Source organism: Synechococcus sp. CBW1004 (assembly GCF_015840715.1).
Taxonomy (GTDB): domain Bacteria; phylum Cyanobacteriota; class Cyanobacteriia; order PCC-6307; family Cyanobiaceae; genus Cyanobium.
This window is the reverse complement of the sequence record NZ_CP060397.1, coordinates 1,657,334-1,680,055: the sequence shown is the minus strand read 5'-3', so window position 1 is coordinate 1,680,055 and position 22,722 is coordinate 1,657,334. Positions and strand designations below refer to the sequence as shown.

Genomic DNA, 22,722 nt, shown 5'->3' with positions numbered 1-22,722 from the left:
GTTCTGACGAGGGCTCACCATTCACCCGCTTCTCTACCTACTGCTCGTGGCCCTGGCGGTCGGGCTCGGTTTGCCTGCCGGTGCGCTTGTGGTGGGAGGCGGTGTGCTGTTCGGTCCCTGGGTCGGACTCGTCACCGTGCTGTCGGGCGAGGTGCTGGGGCTGACGCTCAACTGGCGGCTCTGCCGTGGTGTGCTGCGGCCGCGGCTGCAGCCCTGGCTGGAGCGGCGGCGTCGCGGGCGGCGGCTCAGGCGGTTGTTGCAGCAGCCTGCTTCGCTGCGACTGATGGTGATGGTTCGGCTGGCGCTGCTGCCGATGAACCTGGTGAATGCCAGCTGCGCGCTGTCGCCCACACCGCTGCGGACCTACGCCCTGGGCAGCCTGGCCCTGCTGCCGCGCTTCACGCTGATGGTGCTGGCCGGCGCCTTGGGGGGCGAGGTGGGTCGTGGTGGCCTTTCACCCCTGGCCCTGACCGCCTGGCTGCTGGGCCTGGTCGCCACGGCGGCCGTGCTGTGGACGCTGGGGCGTGGCCTGCGGCGCGTGCTGCTGACCGACGTTGAGGAGTCTGCCGGTCGCGACTGATCACCCGGGGGCTCTGCCGTCACTCCAGTGCAGCGGTGTGCTCCGGTCGTGGTCGCCACACGAAGGCCGGGCTGAACGTCCTGGTGTGGCCATCGATCGCCCACCGACGTTGGAGCAGAACCTGGACCCGGCAGAAATGGTGCCGCTGCTTGTCGGGTGCAGGCCTTGGCTGGGCCCGCCGCATGGCGGGTCTCCTTCTGTCAGCACTCCCGTGAACGAAGCCTCCGGTGGATCGGTGGCGCTGGTCGTGCGCTCTGCCGAGACTGGCGCCGCAGTCTGCTGCCGCTGACCCATGACTCTTCCTCGTCCCGTTGACGCCGGCCCTCGTCGCCCGGTGGATCGAATCGTGGCCGGCGGTCTGGTGGTCACGATGGATCCGCAGCGGCGGGTGATCGCCGATGGGGCGGTGGCGATCGCTGAGGGACGGATCGTGGCGGTTGACAGTCGCGAACGGGTGGAGGCGATGTTCCAGGCGGCTGAGCGCCTCGATGCCAGCGGCCGCACTGTGATCCCGGGCCTGATCAACGGCCATGCCCATCTACCGATGACCCTGTTCCGCGGCCTGGCCGACGATCAGGACCTCGATGACTGGCTGCAGCACACGATCTTCCCGGCCGAGGCCATGAACGTGGATGAGGCCTTCGTGCGCTGCGGCAGCCGCCTGGGCGCCGCTGAGTTGATTCGTGGCGGCATCACCACTGTCTGCGATATGTACTACTACGAGATGGCGGTGGCCGAGGAGCTGGCGGCCGCCGGGCTGCGCGGCCTGCTGGGTCAAGCCCTGATCGACTTCCCAGCCCCCGACGCGAGCGACCATGATGCTGCCATGGCCTGCATCGAGCGCTTTGTGGAGCGCTGGCAGGGCCATGCCCTGATCATCCCGGCGATCGCCCCCCATGCGCCTTATACGGTGGGCGATGAGCATCTGCGTGAAGCCCAGGCCTTCGCTGAGCGGCGCGATTGCCGGCTGATCATCCACTTGGCTGAAACGCGCCATGAGGTGCAGGAGAGCCAGCGGTTGAAGGGCGCCCGGCCGGTGGAGCATCTGGCGGGCCTGGGGCTACTGAGTGAGCGGATGGTGGCGGCCCATGTGGTGTGGGCCGAAGCCCACGAGCTCGATCTGCTGCGCGACCATGGCGTGGGCGTGGTGCACAACCCGCAGTCCAACATGAAACTGGCCTCAGGGGTGGCTCCATTGCCGGCGATGTTGGAGCGGGATCTTGCAGTGGGGCTGGGCACCGATGGCTCCGCCTCCAACAACGACCTGAGCCTCTGGGAGGAGATCGATACCGCCGCCAAGCTGCACAAGCTGATCGCGGCCGATCCCAAGGTGGTTTCTGCCCAGGAGGCGTTTGAGCTGGCCACGATCCGCGGCGCCCGGGCTCTGCACCTCGACGATCAGATCGGTTCACTGGAGGTGGGGAAGCGGGCGGATCTGGTGGTGCTGGAGATGGAAGCGATGAATCAGATTCCGCTCAGCAGCATCTATTCGGCACTGGTGTACGCGACCAAGGCCAGTGATGTGGCCTCGGTGCTTGTGGAGGGCCGGGTTCTGTTGCGTGATCGCCAGCTGCAGACCCTGGATCAGACCTCGATCGAAACCGAGGCCCTGGCCCTGCGCCACCAGATTCTCGAACGGTTGGGCAGGGCGACCTGAGGTGGTGCCATCCCAGCAGCGCCTGCTGGAGCGCAGCCTGCGCAGGGGTGGCGTCAGGGTGGGGACTCTGTCGGTGGATGGATTGACAGGACGCGAGGATGATGTCCCCCTCCAGGCTCAGGGGTTGCTCCCATCGTCGAAACCGACCTCCCGCCGTTCACCAGCAGCCATGCGCTGCGCTTCGTGCCCACCAGCCCGGGCTTCATCCGCCGCACCCGGCTGGTGAATGCGCTGCTGGGCAGCTGGCCGATCGTGGCCGGCACCGGCTCGTGGCTGGAGGCCCATCTGGTGGCGCGGCTGGCCTTGACGGCGCGCGTGCCGAATTTCTGCGGCAGCGGCATCAACGAGCAGGAGGTGTGGGATCTGGTGCACCAGCAGGCCGCTGAGGGCGGCGACGTGTTGGTGATGCTCACCGACAGCATCGCCGCCGATCAGGGCCGTCGGCTGATCCGCCGCCTGCGGCGCAGCCAGTTCCGGGTTCTGATCCTGCTGCTGGTGCAGCAGGATCATTGGTTGACGGCCGAGTCGTTGGCTGATTGCCAGGCCCAGGCGATCGTGCATGTGGAGAGCTTCGGCAGCGGCACGTTGATCCGGGCGTTGCAGGCGCTGCGCCATGGGCAGACCTTCCTCGACCCGCGTCTTGGCGAGCGGCTGCAGCAGGAGGCCGCCATCGTCCTCAGCGGCCGCGAGCAGCAGGTGCTGGTCGGTCTGTCGCGCGGGCTCACCAACAAGGCGATCGCCCAGGAGAGCGGCATCGCCACCACGACAGTGCGCGACTACGTCAGCAGCCTGATCCGCAAGCTGGGGGTCTGCAACCGCACCGAGGTTCTGGCCAGGGCTCTGGCCCTGGGCCTGATCCGCGAACGGGGCGTCGGGCGCTGAAACGCGCGCGACAGGAGCCCCCGCCGCAGCGATGGGTCGCTCCGTCTTCCAGGAGGGCGCTCGAGTTCTTGCCGATGCCGCCCCAGGCGAGCCTGGATTGGCGGAGCTTGCCGCCATCGCGACTGCGCGGCCATTCGTGCAGAGCCGCTGCAGCGGTGGTGACGGAAGCCCACAGACCCGACATTTGTAGGAATGGCAAAGCGCTGCAGCCAGCGCAGGATCGAAGGATCACCTGATCCGCGCCTCCAGAAGGGGGCGTCTGTCATGCCGACCACCAGCTCCTTTCAGGCCGTCATCGATGCCAACGGCACCAGCCATGGCTTCCTTGTGGATAACGGCCTGCTGCTGCAGTGCCAGTGGAATCCTGAAGCGGGGCGCTGGGAGCAGGGCGAGGTGGTGCCCGGCGCGGTGGGAGGCGACAGCCTCAGCGTGCTCTACCTCGACAAGCTCTGGCCCACGAGTTCCAGCTCCAGTTCGGGCACCTGGAATCCGGGCCTGGTGGTGGCCTACCGCACCGGCCGCGGCAATGGCAGTGAGATCCAGGCGGTGTTCGGGCAGTGGAGCAGCGACGGCGAGCTGCAGTGGAGCGCTCCGCAGCCACTGACCAGCAATGGCGTCAACGAGAAGGAGTACAGCCTGGTGGCGGGGCTGAACGGCGGCTTTTCGCTGGTGAGCCAGAAGCAGGAGGAACGGCCTGGAGGCGAGGGCACGGCCACTGTCCTGGGGATCGCCAGGCCCGACACCGAGCTGTATCGCGAAGACTTCGCTCTCCAGCGCGATGCCGACAGCCCCAGCGGCTATGGCCTGCAGGCGGCGGGCGGCAGCAGCCTGCAGGACCTGGTGCTCAATCCCGCCAGCGCGCCCCTGGCGGCGCCGAGGGTGGCCACGGGGGAGGGGATCCAGTTCAACCGCAGCACTCTGGTCTTCAGCGGCAACAATGCGCTGCCGGGCAGCGGCTTGGGAGGCGTGGAGGCAAGTGGAACCTTCCTGGGTGGCCAGACGACCACGGGCGGCAATGGCTTTCTGAACTTTGGCGCGCTGGGGCGGCCTGTGAAGTGGCAGATCAGTTTCCCTACATATACTGCACAGAATAAAAATTTCGTCAGCGACGATATCTCATCGCGCTCCAGCTCCTTCGCCTCCGCCGCTGGTGAGCCGGTTGTCATTCTCGAAGATGGCCGGAGAGTGAGCAACAGGCTTAGCGTTCTTAGTAACGATTTCGAACGGCCGCGGAGCCAGTCATCATCCTTTCTCAGCAAGGGCCTGGGACCCATTGTTCTCACAGGCGGAAACTCTGCGTTCATTGGAGGTGATGTCAGCAGGGCGAGTAGTGGTAGTGGCGACTGGCGCTGGGGCGTTTACGTGAGGGGATCGTTTGGCTTGTTGAACACGGGAGAGGGGCCGGCATTTGATAGCTTTGCGAAGTTGGCATTCGTTAATTCGACAACGGATGCAGTGCGATCTCTTAATGATCAAGTGAGGTTTTTGCTTGCAGGGGAGGCTAAAGTCTCCAAGAATTATGCATTTGGGGCTGCGGGATCAGTTGGCTCGGAATTTCTCTATTCCAGTCTGAGCGCCCAGCCAAAGCTCCCGATCAAGGTCGCCAGTCGGGAGGCAGTTTCCTTCGACCTGGGTGCCTTCTATACCCGGAGAAAGCTGCTCAAGGCAGACGCTGGATTTCCGGTCCTTCAAGTCTTTAATATCAAGGCCGCTGATTCCTTTGGTTATCAGTGGGTGCAAACGCTCTCCAATAATGGGTTGCCCATCCCCGGCGCAGGTGGAATCCTGCCCGAAGTGGTGGGGTTGGCGGCAGACAGCGCCACCGCGCTTCGCTTTCTGGCCAGTGCTGGGATATACAAGCCACTTGCTCGTGGGTATAATGGGTTCAATGGGGTGAACCTCCGTGGAGCAGCGCTTGAGGAACAGAGTGCTCTCAATAACCCTGATGCCCGCGCTGGGGCCTATATCAATTATGCGCTTGCCCTGGTTGGTACAGCTTCGTCCCTGCTCGCTCCAGTGGGTGTGGCCGTGCGGCAGCCGGCCAATCTGGAGAGCAAGCAGAGCCTCTACAACGCCACAGCGCTGAGTGCCGGTATCACCTGGAATGGACTGGGCTTTGAGGCTAATTTATTCAATGTTATCAGCTTCAGTGCTGGCTTGCTTGGAGCCAGTAATAACGCCTTTTTTAATGACAGGTTTCTCGCAGAAGTCGGCTTCAGTCTGCTAGGCGCCTTCCAGCCGGTTCTTCGCTATACCACCAGCTACACTGCTTCGGGCGATCCCACCGTCACCCCAGCGCCGCCGTCCACATCGGCGCCGCAAGGGTCTCCCGGGCTTGCCGGGGAGGGTGTGGGTGCTGCGCAGCCGGTCGAAGGCACGGACCCTTCGCCTTTCTATTACAACCCAAGCCTCGGATCGACGGCCAGTGATGGGGCGGGTGCCTCCACGCTGAGCAGCACGGTCAGCACGCTCTATTCGTTGGTGGTGTCTGCAGGGCCCACTGATCTGGTCGGCACCCGACTGTTCCAGCTGAGTGGCAGCAGCGGCCGTGGCTTGAATGATGGCAGCTACACGAATGTGCGCCTGCTGGGTGTCGTGCCGGAGGATAGCAACAGCTATGCGGAAGCCAGCATCGTGGTGACGGGTGGCGCCATCACCAGTGTGGTGATCACCAAGACGGGCACCTATCTCTACCTGCCCCCCTACAGCACCATCGGCAACACCGACTCCGCTGGCGAAGTGGTGCTGGTGCCAGAGTTCTACACCGTCAATCCCGCCACCGGCACCAGCCTTGCCGACCCGGCTGCCGTGGCCCAGGGCAGTGTCGTGCTGCCCACCATTCTGGTCACCACCAACCCTCCGGCTGGAGATCCGCCTGCCCAGCTGAGCAAGACGCCGATCTCCGTGTTCAGCCAGGTCACGGTGGCCTCCGGTGGCTCGGGCTATCCCCTCTGGGATGCCAGTACCGCCACCGCCACGGCCCCCGTGCCCGGTGACAACACCCCCTACACCTACAGCCGAGTGCTGTGCACGATATCTGCGGCCGATGGTTCAGGGCCTATCACCGATCTGCAGGGTGCCACCAGCACCTACGCCACGGTGGTGCTGGTGGGCGGCAAGATCCAGAAGGTGATCCTTGATCAGCCGTTCTACACCACGGCCGTGGCTAGTGCGGCTGGCTACAGCCTTGATCTGCAGCTTCCTGAGGGTGTGTTGCCTACGGCTGCCGCCAGCCTCAGCCTCACACCATCCAGCGCCAGTTACAACAACTTTGTTGATGACGGCAGCTTTTCTGCCCAGGCCTTCGCCCCTGGCAGCGAGCCCACCGGCGCCGGCGTCTACATCGCTGCGGGCAACACCGACAGCGCTCCCCTGTATGCCAATCAGCAGGCGCTGCCGCTGCAGAGCCGCGTTGTCTACCGCGATTCCGATGGCAACAGCACCTACCTCAATGCCATCAGCTGGATGGCGGCCACCCCAACGCAGCCAGCGTATTGGGGTGTGACCAACAACCGCGCCGTGTTGCCGGTGGATGGCTATCAATCCACCCTGCCGGAGTTCTCCCTCGCCAGTCAGCCGGTTTCCACTCAGGTGAGCAGTACCGGGGAGCCACTGGTGGCCTGGGTGGAAAATCTCACCAGCCAAGGGGTTGTGCAACGCGCCATACCCTATTCAGGGGCCAATGGCCTGGAGAGCTATCAGTCATTTATCGGGGATGTCTACAGCAATCAGCGAATTGCCTACTCTTACAAAAATCGGCGCGGCGAGTGGGAGACCAATCCGCTCTACTACATCGCCGCTGACGGCGCGATCATCCAGAACCTCCAGGTGGTCGACACCACCCCCGTGGGCTCCGGCATCCCCAAAGTGCTGATGGTGTGGACGGAAACCTCGATTGAGGCCATGCAGGGGCTGAAGCCCCAGCTCTCCAGCCTGCAGAACGGCTTCATCCCCACGGTGATCAAATCCGCCCTGTTCGACCCCCTGAGCGGCCGCTTCTCCACCCCCCAGGAGGTGCCCTGGGATCCGAGCACCGAGGTGGGGCTGGGCGTCACCGATCTCAACCTCAGCTCCCATTGGAGCCTGGCGGCCGACGGCAGTCTGGTGCAGACGCCCTCGCTGAGCTGGAGCCAGTACGTCGCCACGCCCTACCAGCAGTCGGTGCTCAACAGCAGCCCCGTCGTCTACGACCCCTTGAATCTGGAGGGGCCCGGACTGAGCAACAACAACCTCGGCAACCTCGCCAATTCCCCCCTGACTCTCACCAGCGCCTCCAGCACCGGTCTGCAATTCGGCGTCGCCGGCGCCCTGCAGATCAACAGTGATGCCGCCGTGCAGAACAGCGATGGCACCGGTGTGCTCAGCATCGGCGTGGGCTCCCTCAACGGCTATGAGCAGGCACTGGCGGCCCAGTCCGGCGTGCCCAGCACCACAGCCGGCCAAGCCCTGCCCCGCAGTCCCTACAGCCTGGAGTTCTGGGTCAAGGCCCCCGCCGGCACGAACCCCGAGGGCGCAGGCTTGCTGGCGCTGGGGCAACCCTCCGAAGCAGCCGTGGGCGCCGCCGTGCTGCCCCAGGGTTGGTCGCTCACCTCGAGCTTTGTGGTGGAGCAGCTCACCTGGGCCCAGGCCGCCGCCCAGGGACTGATCGCCAGCAGCGCCATCCCCAGCGGTCAGGAAAACGACCTCTATGGCTACATCTGGGGCCTGGTGGCTGATGGCGCCAACAGCACCGCCAGCGGCGCCAGTAATCCTGGCGGCAGCAACCTTTACAGCAACGCTCTCAGCATCACCAACCTGGTGGCTGGCAATGCCCTGCCCGGCATGGCCCAGTTTCTGGCCAGCTACGGCCTCAGCAGCGATGTGCTGACGGGGAGCTCCGGGGTCAGTGCCAGCCTTCTGGCCACAGTGCCAGTCACAGAGCTGCAGTTCAACACCGCCCTCGTCGATGGCAATCCCAGCTCCAGCCTCAATGCCATTGCTGTTGACACCAGTTCGGCCCTGATCAACTCCGGCGTGGTCACTGCCGACAGCAGCAGCTGGACAGACAACGCCAATCTTCAAAGTCTGTTCGCCAATCTGTGGGCTTATCAGCAGAGTTATGGCAAGCCCAAGGTGAACTTCACCCTTGATCCTGCCAGTAGCTCCGCGCCTTCTGCTTCGACCCCATCCGCCACCGCCCAGGAACAATACGCGGCCTACGCGCTCAACTTCCAGCTCAATCAATCCACGGCCGTTTCCATCAACGCCAGCGGCAAGCTTGTCTTTGATGTGGGGGCCGCTTCCAGCCTGCTCAGTGACGCCGCCATCAATGATGGTAACTGGCACTATGTCGTTGCCACCTACCTGCCAGACTATGCCCTGGCAACGATAGCTGACAGGCAATATCAGGTTCCGCTGCTCACCGGTACGGCTTCGCTCTACATCGACGGCAAGGCTGCAGCCGCGCCGCTGTCGATCGATGATGTGTTCTCCCCCACCACGGAGGCCGAATCAGCCCTGCTTCTCTATGGAAATGCCGGTGGCAGCATCGATGAAGTGGCTTTCTACACCACTGCCTTGACGGCGGTGGAAGCCAAGCCAGCCGTTTTCGATCCCCAGAATCCCTGGCCGATGATGTCCGGGCGGGAGGCTGTGGAGCTGGTGCAGGCACTGGGCTACGACATCGCCCAGCTTAATCAGAATCCCGGTGTTGAGATCGGCGCGATCAATCAACACTGGCAGGCACGCAGTGTGGATCCAAACGGCGCTGAAAATGCCACCTTCACCGCCACCTACGCCACGGATGCCAGTGGTGATGCGGTCTGGACGCAGGCCCGGCCCCTCAACCTGCAGGCCGCCCCCATCGCCACCCTGCCCAGTGCCACGCGGCCAACGCTGGCTGAAGATCTGGCGATCGTGACGGTCTCCGGCGACGACTGGAGCAGTTTCAACCCTGCCCAGCGCACTCTCGCTTCGGTCACCGCCCAGTACGGCACGGTGGTCAACGGTGCCTTCACGCCCGTTGGCAGCGCCTTCAACCTGGCTCCCGACCAGATCCTGCTGGGCAACAGCACCCTGCAGCAGCTGCAGCCCGCCGGCAGCGACACCAACCTCAGCTACACCTTCCTCAGCAATACTCCGGAACTCAACCTGCTGGTTCCCCTCAGCGAGGAGCTGGCGTTGCAGCAGCGGCAATCAGGCAACGCTTATGCCGTTCGCTACAACCTCAACTTCGCGCCCAACCTCACCAGTACCACCCCTCCACCCACGGTGTTGTCGGGCACGGTGACGCCTTCGCGGTTGCTGCCGGTGCGGCAGCAACTCAATCCATCCGCGCTGCAGAAAAAGTCCTTCTTCCCGAGAGCCATCGCCACAGCCGATGTGCTTGAGCAGGCCACCAGTCAGCTGCAGTACATCGACAGCGGCGTTGTGATCCAACGCCAGAGTGTGCCATCAGCTTCCAATCCCGCTCTGCCCACGCCGATCCAGGGATTCGGCTACTCCACCATGGCCGGACGCTTCAACAGCGACACCAGTACCCCTTCCGGCTGGCTGGCGATTGCCCAGCCCTTCACCCCCACAGCCGGCAGCAATCCGGCCGGCCGGATCTGGATTCAGTACACCGGCCAATATCCCAGCAGCGGCAATCCCAGCACAGCTGAATCACCGATCACCTGGCTGAATGCGCTGGCTCGCAGCAGTTTCTCTGATGCGGTGCCCAATCTGCCCCTGCTGAACGATGCCCGCAACCCCAGCAGTGGTGGCGGCCTGCTGATCCAGGCGGATCCCACCGCTGGCTGGGGCGGCAACATCGGCAACACGATGCTGGTAGCGGACCTCAACGGCGATGGCCATGATGAGTTGATCGTTGCCGCACCTAATACCAATCTCGGCGGCACTGTTTATATCATCGACGGCAGCTGGATCCAGGCAAATCTCGCCACCAACCCCGAGATTCTTGATCTCAGCAATCCCGAAAACCTCGGGGATGTTGTCACCGTGCTCACACCTGATGCGGCCGGTGGCTTGCCGGCTGGTGACGACAACAGCAATGCCCTGTTTGGCACAGCACTGGCCTTTGATGGCACCAATCTGATCATCGGTGCGCCTGGCTATCGACGGCAGCTGGTCAACGGCGATAGCAGCACGGCGGTCAGCATCGGCGCCGTCTATCGCTTCAACGCCAAGGTTCAGGCTCTCGGCAGCCCAAACCCCAGCCTCAGTCAGCAGCTGGGGACTGGCGGCAGCCTCAAATCCCTCAATCCCCTCGGCGAAACGGTCAACAGTTACTGGGGTGAGCAGCTCGGCAGCGCCATCACGGCCTCGCCGGAGACCGGCGAGGTGGCGATCGCCGCCAGTGGCTATACCGCTGCGCTCCAGTACAGCGGCAAGCAGGTCGTGCAGAACGAGCTGGACGCCAACTCCAGCCCAGGATCCTTTGGCGATGGCGCGCTGCTGAAGTTGCAGCTTGGTTCCGCGCTCAACACCACGGCGGGCAGTGGCAGCTATGCGGATGTCGCCAACGCCAGCCAGGGCAACGGTGCGGAAGCCAGCGGCTATATGCAGCGGCTCAAGGCGTTGATGACCGATCCGATCGCCAAAGCCACTTCCTACGTCGATCAGAGTCTTACCGCCAATGCAGTGGGTGCGGTCTACTACTACGCCGCCGCGTCTGCCGTCAGTCAGCCCACGGCCACCTTCTATGGACCCTCGCCCTGGAACACCGGCCCTACTGGCTTCGGCTCCAGTCTGGCCTTTGCCGATCCCAACAACACCAACACCAAGACTCTGGTGATCGGTGCGGGGACCAGTGGTGGGCCGGGCGCCACCTATTTCATCGCCCCGGAGAAGCTTCCCGCAACGGCCCTGGTCGATGCGAGCAGCGGCAGCCCCCAGTATCTGGCCTATCTCAGTGCCGGCCTCACCCTCTATGGCAACGACACCACAGACCAATTCGGCTATGGACTTGCCAGTGGTGATGTCAACAACGATGGCTATGACGATGTGCTGATTCAGGCCCCCAATGCCGGCAGCAGCCAGGGTGCTGGCTATCTGGTGTTTGGGACCGACAGCATCGATTACGCCAATGCCTTTCTCGCTGGCGATGGCCCCTACACCGGCACGATCGGTGCGGGCGGCATCGGCTCGGTCAGCAACAACGCCGGCAGCCTGGCGCTGGATGTGCTGGTGGAGTCCAATGCCGTGGCCAACGCCGAGACCGGACGTGGCAGTTTCAACATCAAGGATGTGGATGGCAATGGTATCCCGGACATCCTGCTTGGCGCCCGTGGTGCCGGTAGTGCCTATATCACCTACGGCAAGGATTATCTCGCCGACATCAGCAGCTTCCAGCTCAACAAGCTTGCCAGCAATAATGGCTTCATTCTCGAGGGCCTGGCCAGTACAGCGCAGGGTTCTCTGCGTTCCATCGGTGATATCAACGGTGACGGCTATGGGGATTTCTTCTCCCGTCAGGATGGCGCCCTGACCAGCACCATCCGCATTGAGCTGGGGGCCTCCACCGAGGACATTCTTGCTCAGGCCGCCAAGAGCTTCATCAGCTTCAGTGTCAGCAGTGACACCCAGGTGCTGGCCGCCGGCGATGTGAATGGGGATGGCCTTTCCGATCTGGCTCTGTTCCGCCAGGTGGATGTGCCGGGCGACAACTCCCCCGGCGCCGGCAGCCTCACCGGTCTGTTGTTTGGCGATGTCAGCAGCTCTCTCCAGCTGGGCGAGAATGCTGGCCTGCTGGTTGATCCTTACAGCGCACCGTTGGCTCAGCAGATCAGTGATGGCCTCACAGATCAGGCCCCGGCGATGACGGCCGTGGGCGACACCCTCTACAGCGTCGTCAAGGGCCTGGCTAACACCAATCTCTATATCAACAGCAGCAGTGATGGTGGCAACACCTGGCAGGCCTGGTTTGACATCACCACTGAAAGTCAGGCGGGTGTGGCCACCAAGCTTGGTGCCTCAATCGCCTACTTCGATGGCCTCTTGCAGCTGGCCTATGTGGACGCCACGACGGGCACGATCTGCCTCACCAGCCTCAATCCCGATGGTGAGGCTGATGGCTGGAGTGTGCCGCAGCGCCTCCCTGGTTTCACCACCAGCGCCCCACCGTTGCTCCTGGATGAGGGATCGCGGCTGGCCCTCTATTGGCTGGGGGAGGCTGGCACCATCCAGCAGGCCTTCTTCACCCCTTCCGACGGTCCCCAGGGCAACTGGACCAGCCCCCAGGCGATCACCACGCCCACCGGAGAGCCGATCACCAGCCTCACGGCTCTGTCCGGTGTCGTCAGCGGCGGTCGCACGATCCTCGCCTATGGCGGCAGCAGCGCAGATGCCGCCAGCCTCGGCCAGCCCACCGTTGAACTGATCGCCTCCACGCCGAGTGATCTGGCGTACACCAGTCTGGACTCGCTGCTCAGTGCCGATCGGGTCGCAGACCAGGCGCCGGGCTTGACGCTCACCAGCACTGGCCCTGCCCTCACCTACACCACCAACGCCGGCACGGTGCAGCTGGGAACTCTGGATCTGGCTGCGGCCAGTATCTCCGGCGAAGAGCCATTCTGGAGTTTCGCCAGCGTGGCAGGCCTGAACACCCAGCTGGCCACCACGCCGCTCTTCCACCAAGGGGCCCTGCTGATCAACAGCAGCCTCGCTTCCAACGATGCGGTTGAGCTCACCGCGATCGGCACCAGCAGTGGCGTCACCTGGCTGAACACCACGGCCGAGCTGGGTGCCGGCCAGAGCCAGAGCCTCAGCCAGCGGGCCGGCGTGGCCAATCCCGTCAACCAGCCGGTGTGGAGCGGTGCCATCGGCGGTGCTTCCCCCTCGGCGCCAAGCATGGCGACCAGCGGCAGCACGATCAGCCTCGCGGTGCAGGGTACCGACAACCGGATCTACTGGAACCAAAGCACCGATGCCGGCAGCACCTGGAGCGGGTGGGAGGCGTTGCCGTCTGGCATGACCACCTACAAGAGCCCCTCGATTGCTGTGTTCAACGGTGAGCTCTATCTCTGCTATCTGGGGGAAGGCAACAATCTGATCAATATCACGCGCTATGTCAATGGATCCTGGGTCACGCAGTATCAGATTCCTGGCCAATCGGCCACCGCGGCCACGCTGTTGACCGAGGGCGACAAGTTGGCGGTTTACTTCACCGCCAACGATTCCCGCGATCTGATCCTCAAGGCCTACAGCGCCTCCCCAGCCAGCAGTTCCGGTTGGAGCACCACGGCTATCAACTATGCCAATGGCACGCAGACGTTCCCCCAGACGGCCAGCTCCGCGATTGCCGCCACCCGTTTCAATGGCCAGACCTACCTCGCCTATTTCGGCGGCACCAGCAGCAACCCCAGCAGCAGAATCTTCATCACGACCACCCCAGACAGCCAGGTTGACAGCAGTGCTGCCTGGGAATTCCCATCGACCCTGAACGAGGGCACCACACCGCCGGTGCTGGCGAATGGCCTGGGCCTGGCGCTCACCAGCGATGGGACGAACCTCGTGCTCAGCTATGCCGACACGGCCACTGGCAACAAGACGCAGCTGCTCCGCAGCGGTGATGGCGCCAACTGGGTGGCTGATTTCGGCAGTCTGGCCGCGTTTGACTCCAACGCAGCGATCGCCCTCGGTTACAGCCAGGCCGCCGGCGCCAGGGCCCCTTCCCTGGTGGCCGCCGGGATCAACTCCTCGGAAGCGATCCAGTTCTTCGGGGCGCCGAACACCGCCAGCCTCAGCGCCAGCCAGGTCGCATCCAGTCTGCAGGCAGTCGGCGATGTCAATGGCGACGGCTACGACGATCTGATGGTCACCGCCGCCAACGTGGCCTACGACCCCACCGGCAGCGGCCAGTTCACTGGCCCTGACGCCAGGGCGCTCAGCACGGCTCGGCTGCTGCTCGGTGCCCCCACGCCCACGGACCTGGCCGCCCAGGTTCAGGTGGGTGCCAGCCAGGCTCTGATTCAGGCGTTCGAGGCGCCCGCCCTGGGCACGGAGGCGCCCCAGCTGCGACCGACCGGAGCGCCGGCTCCGGCCGCCAAGCCGCTGCAGGTGGCGACCGCACTGGCGTTTGCCCAGCGCACCCCGGCAGGCAATCTGCTGAGTCCGTCATGGCCCGTGACGGAGGCCGAGATGCTGGCCAAGGCGAGCGATCCTGCCTCCCTGCTCACGGTCAGCAACCTGTTGCTTCCCAGTGGCGTGATGCTGCCGGAACCGGCTGCCGCCAGTACTGGTCAGGGGGGGCTGAACAGTGCCGCAGGCTATGGAGATCTCAATGGCGATGGCTATACCGATTACCTCGCCGCCGATGGCCTGCTCAATCCCTATGCCCCCGCCGGCAGCGGCTATGGCGTCTGGAGCATCCGCGCTGCAGGCGATGTCAACGGCAATGGCTGCGACGATGTCTTCCTGGCCCTCAGTCCAGTGGAGACCGCTGGTCAGTTCATCCAGTCGGTGCTCGTGGATGGGGCCCTGTTCCATGTGGTCGACAACCAGTTCAGCCTCAATCAGGCCGGCCTGAGCAGCAGCAGCAGTGGAGCGATCTGGACGACCCCAGGCCTGAAGGCAGCGCTCGATCCCTACACCTATGCCTACAACGATCCCACCGGCGGCGACAGCATCCCCAGCCTGCAGACCTGGTTTGAAGGGATCCAGAGCTACCAGGGAGCGAGCAGCCTGACGGCAGCGCCGACCCTGGCAACAGGTGCGAAAATTAACGGTGGTGGTGGCATGGTGGCCCTGGCAGGCGATGGCTCAGGGCTGATTTTTGCTCCCTCGACAAATAGCTTGACTGGGAGCTATTACTTCGGGACGCTTGCTGACTCCAGTTGGCAGTTCAGGAGTCAGCCAATTCTCTCTGGTAAGACCGCTTCGAATTTTGCTTGGTTCGAGGGCAGGCTTTACGCTGCCTTCACCAGCACAACTGGTAGTGGCAAGAGTGCCGAAGACAATGTGATCGGCTTTGCCTACTGCTCTGATCCCACGGCTGTCGATCCTGTCTGGACGGTCGTCAGCACGCTCAACGGTGAGAAGGCCCTGTCATCGCCAGTGCTTGTGAATGAGGGATCGTATCTGGCCCTCTACTTTGTCGGTACCGATAGTAAAATTCACTATCTCTTCTCCAGCGATCCCTCCAGTCAGGCCCAGTCGAGCAGTGGCAGCACGGGCTCGTCTTGGGGCAGCTCCCTCCAGGCGGGAAGCGCGGGTTCGGATGACGCTTTTGTCGGCACCAGTGGTGTGGTTCTGTATAGCGGCGGTGTGCAGACCAGCTCCGGCCAGCTGAGTGCCGTGCGCTTCCAGGGGCGAACGGTGTTGGCCTATTTCAGCGGCACCAGTAAAAATCCGGAAGCCGGCATCGGCATCACGATGCAGCCTACGGCTACTCCCTGGCTCGACAACAACTGGGGCAACGTGCAGTTTGTCAGTGCCACAGCCACTTCGAGTGGGGACCTGGCCTTGGCTGCCACCTCCACCCAGCTCTACCTCACGGCAAACGTTCCAAAGGCTTCCCCACGGCTGTACACGGCAAGCGCCACCCGTTCCAATAACAGCGGCGCTCCTGTATTGAACTGGTCCTCGGGGCAAGCGTTCACCGGGTTTAATACCACCAGCTTTGCCGGGATCCCTCAGTTGGCAACTGTAGGTGGCCGCCTTTTTTCGGTTGTCTCTGCGGATAACAAAACCTACGCCGTCACGCTCGATCCCAGCCTCGCTCCGGCTGCCCAGCAGTCATTGGCTGGATACTCTATCGATGCCAATCTCGACATAAATGGCGATGGCTTCCAGGATCTGCTGATCAGCGATCCCAGCAACCCCTCGCTTGGCCTCGATAATCAATACGCGCTGTTTGGTGGCGACTTCCTCGATATCGGCACGCTCATCGGCACGCCCGCCGATGACACGCAGATTGGAACCCCTCTTGGTGACGTGATCTATGCACTGGAGGGTTCCGATGTCATCATCAGTCATGGAGGTCGTGATCTGATCCTGGCTGGATCCGGTAACGACGCGATCAGCATCATCGATGCACGCTTCCGCCGCGTTGATGGTGGCATCGGCGTAGACAGCCTCCAGCTCGAAGGGCAGGTGAATCAGGACTGGAACTTCAGTCTCAACACGGCTGCGATCAATCCTGCAGCTTTTTCGATTCGTCCGGGTAATCAGTTGCGTTCAATCGAGGTGATCTCCAGTCAGGGATATGGCGCCAATACCCTGCAGATTGATGCAGCAGCTATCAATGCGATCAACAACAACCACACCCTTTTCCTCACGCCTGACGCCACTGACAGCATCCTGCTGAGCGGCGACCTGCAGCGCGATTCCTCCCGTGACACGGTGTACGCAGGGTTGCGCTGGAATGCCTTCTCCGGCTCCACCACCGCAGCCCTTCTCTACGTTGCTGTTCCCAGTTCAGAGACCGCCCTGACCCCCTCGGGTGAGAACGCCTGGCTGGCGAGCCACGTCAGTGCTGTTAGGTCGCAGGCTGCGGCTGCTGCGCTCTCCTCGCAGCCGTCGGCGAGCAGCGAGCCTGCCGACCCACTGCTTCCCAGCGCCATCTCCTCTGAGGTCGATTTCGGCAGGGGCCTGCGCCTGCTGTCCTACAAGACCTTCGACGCCAGCGATCGTGTCCGCTTCGTCGTTGAGCGGTTCGATACCAGCAGTCGTCAGCTGGTGGCCTACGCCTCGACTCCGGCGAACAGCAGCGCAGAAGCCGGTCGTCATTACACGCCGGTGGCCGGACTGGTGATCTTCAAGCCTGGCGAGGCTCGTCAGGAGATCACGGTGCCGATCAACTCTGAGGCCTTCCAGCGCCTGCGCGGCGCCCGCCTGTCGCTTCAGGTCGAGGAGCTGCCCGATCTGGGGCAGATGCAGGAGCGCCATCTGTTGTTCGAGCCCGCTGCCGATGGTCGTGGCAGCCTTCCGGTGCTGTCGGGCTTCGGGTTCGCCGTCGATCCCTCCAGCCGGAAGGCCACGCTCAGCTTCCGCGCCGACGCGAACAATGCCGGGGATGCCTCCACCAGCCTGTCCTTCGCCATCGCCCAGCGCAGCGCTGCTGACGCGGCCCCAACTGGCGGACAGAGCGTGGCGATTCTCGATGCCGTGAGGCTCGCGCCGGACGCCGCCCCACCGGCCTACAACCAGGATCCCAATGGCCTGGCCCTCGATACCGACGGCAGCACCAACGCCCAGGTGCGCAGTCAGCTGACGCTGGATCTGATGGCCAGCGGCAACGATCCGGCGTTGTTCCTGTCGGGCCCTGATCTGGTCTGGAGCTCGCCGGCCTCCAGTCCCAATGGCAGCGCGCTGGTGTTTGACCAGAACGTGAGCCTCTCGGCCTGGCGTGCTGACCAGGGCAGCGGCGCGGTGAGCTTCGCTCTGGTCAGTGGCGGGCGCAGCGTGTCTCTGCTGCAGAACGCCAGCGGTGGCGTGGCGGGTGCGATCACGCCCGAGTCTGCCCTCAACCCGGACCCCAGCAGTGGCTGGCGTGCGACAGAGGGTCTGGCGGTCGGCGGCCAGGCGGCGCTGACCAACCTCGATCTGACGGACGTCAGCTGGACTCCCACTGCCAGCCTGGATGGCCGGCAACTGGGGCTGCAGGGCGTGGAGGTCGACGGGAGTCGCATCACGGCGGCGTTCGAGGGCGGTGTGACCCTGCAGCTGTTCCTCGAAACCATCACCAGCACCTCGAGTGCCGTCTCGGTCCGGCCTCAGGTGGATATCCAGCGCTTGGCGGGCCAGAACAACGGTCTGGGCTTCTATGCAGTGGATACGATCACCGGGCAGGTGGATGGGCTGAATCCGGGCGACGGTGGCTACCTGGATGCGGCGCTGGCGCGTGCCGAGCAGGCCGGGTTGCTCCTGGGGGCTGATGCGCTGCCGGGCTTCGGGGAGAAGCGCAGCTACCTGGATCTGGCGCTCGATCCCAACCGGCAGTACGGGGTGCTGCTGCTGGTGGATGGCAGTCGCACCAATCTGATCTCCTCATTCGCGGCGGCCAATCGCGGCGGAGCGGCCCAGATGGTGAGCCTGGGCAGTGACAGCACCGGGATGGTGCTGGGAATCGAGGACCTCGATGTGAACGGAGGTCGTAGTGACGGGGACTTCAACGACATCGTCACGTGGATCCATGGGCTGCAGGTCCCGTTGATCTGAGGGGGCGCCGGGCCTGCCAGCTGGGCCCTCCCCGCCAAGTGGCGGGCGTGTCATCGTCCAGGGCGCCCCCACCGACGCGCGGTTCTTGGTCATCCTCGGCATCGACCCCGGCCTGGCCCGCGTCGGCTACGGCGTGATCGAGGTGGCCGAGGGCCCGCAGGGCAGACCCGCCGGTGGTAGCCAGCGCCTGCTCGACTGCGGCATGATCCGCAGCGATCCCGGTCGCAGCGAGGGGGATCGGATGGTGGAGATCGCCTCCGACCTGCGCCAGCTGATCCGCGCCTGGCGCCCCGATCTGGCGGCGGTGGAGAAGTTCTTCTTCTATCGCTCCAGCACCACGATCGCCGTGGTGCAGGCCCGCGGCGTGCTGATCATGACCCTCGCCCGCTTTCGCATCCCGGTGGTGGAGTTCCCGCCGATGCAGATCAAGCAGGCGCTCACCGGCGACGGCCACGCCGACAAGGAGATGGTGCTGGATGCAGTGATGCGCGAACTGGAGCTGGAGCATCCCCCGCGCCCCGATGACGCCGCCGATGCCCTGGCGGTGGCCTTGACAGGCTGGTTCCAGCGATGACGCCGCAAGACGACAAGCCAGCCCTGCGGCGTCACTTCCGTGCCGTGCGCCGTGAGGCCCTGGCTGGGGCGACGGCGGCTCTGCGGGCGGCCGCGCTCGCCCGGCTGCCGGAGCTGCCGCCGCCGGGACGGTGGCTCGGTGTGTACTGGGCCGTGGGCAGCGAACCCGATCTCGATCCCTGGGCGCCGGGCGGCCTGGCCGAACGGCTGGTGCGCGTCGGGGGCGCGGCTCGGCTGGCCCTGCCGGTGGTGCTGCCGCCGCAGCCCGGTGAGCCGCAGGGCCGGCTGATCTATCGCCCCTGGCGGCGGGAGAGCCCGCTGGGGCCCGACGCCTGTGGCATCCCGGCGCCGCTGCCGCCCGAAGGCGAGCGCATGCAGCGGTTGCTCCTGGAGGCTCAGCCGCCTGATGCCCCGCCTGGCGCTGTTTCCCGGGCCGGGTGCCTGCATCCTGAAGGGCTCCCTCCTGAGGCTCTGGCTCCAGGCGCCTTGCCGCCTGAGGCGCTGGGCCTGTTGCTGGTCCCTGCCCTGGCGGTCGATCGTGCAGGCATCCGCCTGGGCTCCGGCGGCGGCTGGTACGACCGGTTGCGCGCCGATCCCGCCTGGCGAGCCGTGCCGGCCCTGGCCGTGCTGCCGGCGGCCTGCGTGGTCGCTCAGCTGCCCCGTGATCCCTGGGATGTGCCCTTCAGTGGCTGGCTCGATGAACAGGGCATCCACGCGGTCGGTGCTGCTCCGGTCGCGTAACAGCAGATTGCAAGCCCGTGGCGCCGGTGGGCACCTCTCTCGCCGGCGGGCAGGATTTGCCAGGATCGCCACCTACGGAACGTCATCCCTTGGACCTGACCACGCTGCAGAACCAGGCCACCCGCAGCGCCACTCCAAGCGCCACGTCAGCTCCTGAGGCCCGTGATCGCCGCGGCTTCGAGAACCATGGCCGCCCCCGCACCGCCGCCGAGCAGGTGCTGGCGGCCGAGCTGCAGGCCCGAGGTGACGACTCCGATGCCCTCTCGATGATGGTCAGTTCGATCGCCCGGATGGTGCAGGCCGGAAAAAGCAGCGATAGTCGCTGGAAAGCCTCCTGATCCCAGGATCTGAATCCTCAGATGACCCGTTTCCCGCTGCTGCCGGTTTTTATCGCCGCCGGCACCCTGCTGCTGGCCCCCGGCGCCGCCCGCGCCCATGGCATCGAATCGAGCCTGGAGCGCTTCGGTGGGCTGAGCGCTCAGCTTGAGAGCAGCTTCTCGAGCGGACAACCCGCCAGTGACGCCGAGGTGCGCCTGGTCCCTCCAGGCGGCGGCGACCCGATCGCCCTGGGCCACACCGACAGCCAGGGCCGCCTCAGCTTCCGTCTGCCCTCCCAGGCCACCCCTGACTGGGAGATCCAGGTGGATGCCGGTCCCGGCCACCGGGACTATCTGGAGGTTCCCGACGTCACGGCTGGCAAGCAGGCTGCGGTGAGCACCAGCAAGGGGCCCCTGCACGGGAAGTTCTCCAACGCCCTGGCCCTGAGCGCTCTGGGCCTCTCCGGACTGATGGGTGGCCTGCTCATGCGGCGGCCCCGTGCCTGAGTCCCCGTCCCCGGCGGCGAGCACCGGCAGTCCCGCCCTTGATCGCATCGTCGAGCGGCTGGCCACCACCGCCGACCCGAAGCGTCGCTACGAATACGTGCTCTGGCTGGCGAAGAAGCTCGAGCCCTTCCCGGATGCGCTGCGCCAGGACGCGTTCAAGGTGAAGGGCTGCGTGTCCCAGGTGTATGTGGTGGGCTCTCTCCGGGACGGTCGCCTGCACTGGCTGGGCGATTCCGATGCGGCGATCACCAAGGGCCTGCTTGCCCTGCTGATCGAAGGACTCGAGGGGCTGGAGCCTGCCCAGGCGGCGGCTGTCGACCCGGCCTTCCTGGCCCGCACCGGCCTGCAGGCCAGCCTCACCCCGTCGCGCGCCAACGGTTTCCTCAACATCCTGCGCCTGATGCAGGCCCAGGCCGCCGCCCTGGCCGAGGCCTGAGCGCCGGATGGCCCGGGGCCTGGCGGCTCGCGGGGCACCTCTGCCGACGGATTTCTAGGATCCCCGTTTGCACATGGGGCAGCGCATGACCATCGGCATCGGCTTGCTCGGGCTGGGCACGGTGGGAGCCGGCGTGGCGGCGATCCTGGCGCAGCCGGAGGGGCGCCATCCGCTGGTGGCCGATCTGGCCCTGCGGCGCGTCGCCGTGCGCGATCTCAGTCGGCCCCGGCCGGTCGATCTCGCCCCTGAGCTCCTCTGCACCGATCCGCAGGCCGTCGTCGACGATCCGGCCGTCGACATCGTCGTGGAGGTGATGGGTGGCCTGGAGCCGGCCCGCTCCCTGATCCTGCGCGCCATCGCCGCCGGGAAGCCGGTGGTGACGGCCAACAAGGCCGTGATCGCCCGCTACGGCCAGGAGATCGCCGCCGCCGCCACCGCCCGCGGCGTCTACGTGCTGATCGAGGCCGCGGTGGGCGGCGGCATCCCGATCATCGAGCCGCTCAAGCAGTCGCTCGGCGGCAACCGCATCCAGCGGGTGAGCGGCATCATCAACGGCACCACCAACTACATCCTCAGCCGCATGGCCGATGAGGGCGCCGCCTACGAGGCGGTCCTCGCCGATGCCCAGCGGCTGGGCTACGCCGAGGCCGATCCGGCCGCCGATGTGCAGGGCGGTGATGCCGCTGACAAGATCGCGATCCTGGCGGGCCTGGCCTATGGCGGCCCCGTGGCGCGCGAGGCGATCCCGACCGAGGGCATCGACCGCCTGCAGGCCCGCGACGTGGCCTATGCCAACCAGCTGGGCTATGTGGTGAAGCTGCTGGCCGTGGCCGAGCGGCTGGGCGAAGGGGCCGGCGGTGAGGCTCTGCCCCTGGATGTGCGGGTCCACCCCACGCTGCTGCCCCGTCAGCATCCGCTCGCCGGGGTGCATGGGGTCAACAACGCGATCCTGGTGGAGGGAGATCCGGTGGGGCAGGTGATGTTCTACGGCCCGGGTGCCGGCGCCGGCCCCACCGCCTCGGCCGTGGTGGCCGACATCCTCAACATCGCCGGCATCCGCCGCGTCGGTGGGCCGGAGGCGGGGCTCGATCCGCTGCTGGCCGCCAGCAGCTGGCGCCAGTGCCGGCTCGTGGATGGCGCCAGCACCCGCCACCGCAATTACGTGCGCCTGCGCACCTGCGACGAGGCCGGAGTGATCGGCCGCATCGGCACCTGCTTCGGCCAGGCCGGCGTGTCGATCCAGTCGATCGTGCAGTTCGAGAGCAGCGAAGCGGGCGCTGAGATCGTGGTGATCACCCATGAGGTCAGGGAGTCGGCTTTCCAGGAGGCTCTGGAGGCGATCCGCGCCCTCCACGAGGTGGAGGCGATCGCCGCCTGCCTGCGCACCCTCTGAGACGGCTGGAATCAGGGCTGCTGATCCCGGCGATCACGACGGCTGAGCTGTACAGGTGGTGTGGGAATCCCCATCCAGGTTGGCCGTGTGGGCGTCAGCCACTGCGGTGACAGGCATTGGCCCTGCTCCCGCCGTCGCCGTTCCCTGACCCGGGATTACTTGTGTAGCGGCGCGAACACTTGCGTCCGTGGGCGGAAGGAATCCTTAAGGCATAAGGTGAACTCGGGGCCCAAGGCCCCTCTCTGAGACCAGCCCCCATGACTCTTCTTCAGGGCGACTGCATCCGGCTCGGCGATGACGAGCAGCTGTATCAGGTGATCGGCGTCGACGATCGCGGTGACCGCTGCTGGCTGCGCCGCTGGCCCCTGGCCCGCCACGGCTCGCCCGTGCTGGAGATGCCCCTCCACCACGTGCAGGCCCACCGCCGCCATCGCCCCCATCCCCCTGCCCAGCGCCACTGAGGTGCTGCACCGGCCTCCGTCGCCGGGTTGAATGGGG

Annotated in this window: 11 protein-coding genes; all 11 read left to right on the top strand. The window is 65.3% G+C overall.

What is annotated here, in order from left to right; translation table 11 throughout:
- The first annotated feature begins 46 nt into the window (after nucleotides 1–46).
- The 11 genes from H8F25_RS08110 to H8F25_RS08060 all read left to right on the top strand — a co-directional run bounded on the left by H8F25_RS08110 (nucleotide 47) and on the right by H8F25_RS08060 (nucleotide 22,685).
- Complete coding sequence (locus tag H8F25_RS08110) at nucleotides 47–580, top strand: VTT domain-containing protein (RefSeq protein WP_197213061.1); 534 nt, start codon at nucleotides 47–49, stop codon at nucleotides 578–580.
- Nucleotides 581–872: 292 nt separating this feature from the next.
- Nucleotides 873–2,237, top strand: coding sequence for an amidohydrolase family protein (locus H8F25_RS08105; protein WP_197213059.1), 1,365 nt, complete (start codon nucleotides 873–875; stop codon nucleotides 2,235–2,237).
- A gap of 183 nt (nucleotides 2,238–2,420) precedes the next feature.
- Nucleotides 2,421–3,119, top strand: coding sequence for a response regulator transcription factor (locus H8F25_RS08100; RefSeq protein WP_197213057.1), 699 nt, complete (start codon nucleotides 2,421–2,423; stop codon nucleotides 3,117–3,119).
- 264 nt (nucleotides 3,120–3,383) lie between these two features.
- On the top strand, nucleotides 3,384–18,257 hold the full coding sequence (locus H8F25_RS08095) for a Calx-beta domain-containing protein (RefSeq protein ID WP_197213055.1): 14,874 nt from the start codon (nucleotides 3,384–3,386) through the stop codon (nucleotides 18,255–18,257).
- An 85-nt stretch (nucleotides 18,258–18,342) separates the two neighbouring features.
- The gene (gene ruvC, locus H8F25_RS08090; RefSeq protein WP_197213050.1) at nucleotides 18,343–18,831 is read left to right on the top strand and encodes a crossover junction endodeoxyribonuclease RuvC; all 489 of its coding nucleotides are present in this window, start codon (nucleotides 18,343–18,345) and stop codon (nucleotides 18,829–18,831) included.
- The gene (locus H8F25_RS08085; RefSeq protein ID WP_197213049.1) at nucleotides 18,828–19,571 is read left to right on the top strand and encodes a 5-formyltetrahydrofolate cyclo-ligase; all 744 of its coding nucleotides are present in this window, start codon (nucleotides 18,828–18,830) and stop codon (nucleotides 19,569–19,571) included. The genes ruvC and H8F25_RS08085 overlap by 4 nt, the downstream gene beginning before the upstream one ends.
- Nucleotides 19,572–19,660: 89 nt before the next feature.
- On the top strand, nucleotides 19,661–19,909 hold the full coding sequence (locus H8F25_RS08080) for a hypothetical protein (protein ID WP_197213048.1): 249 nt from the start codon (nucleotides 19,661–19,663) through the stop codon (nucleotides 19,907–19,909).
- 21 nt (nucleotides 19,910–19,930) lie between these two features.
- A complete protein-coding gene (locus H8F25_RS08075; protein ID WP_197213047.1) occupies nucleotides 19,931–20,395 on the top strand; it encodes a hypothetical protein in 465 nt (154 codons plus the stop codon).
- Nucleotides 20,388–20,831, top strand: coding sequence for a SufE family protein (locus tag H8F25_RS08070; protein ID WP_197213046.1), 444 nt, complete (start codon nucleotides 20,388–20,390; stop codon nucleotides 20,829–20,831). The genes H8F25_RS08075 and H8F25_RS08070 overlap by 8 nt, the downstream gene beginning before the upstream one ends.
- Nucleotides 20,832–20,916: 85 nt before the next feature.
- Nucleotides 20,917–22,224: a homoserine dehydrogenase gene (locus H8F25_RS08065; RefSeq protein WP_197213045.1), complete on the top strand. Its 1,308-nt coding sequence runs from the start codon at nucleotides 20,917–20,919 to the stop codon at nucleotides 22,222–22,224.
- A gap of 257 nt (nucleotides 22,225–22,481) precedes the next feature.
- Nucleotides 22,482–22,685 carry a hypothetical protein gene (locus H8F25_RS08060; RefSeq protein ID WP_197213044.1) on the top strand — a complete coding sequence of 68 codons (204 nt, stop codon included), beginning with the start codon at nucleotides 22,482–22,484 and terminating at the stop codon, nucleotides 22,683–22,685.
- Nucleotides 22,686–22,722 lie beyond the last annotated feature (37 nt).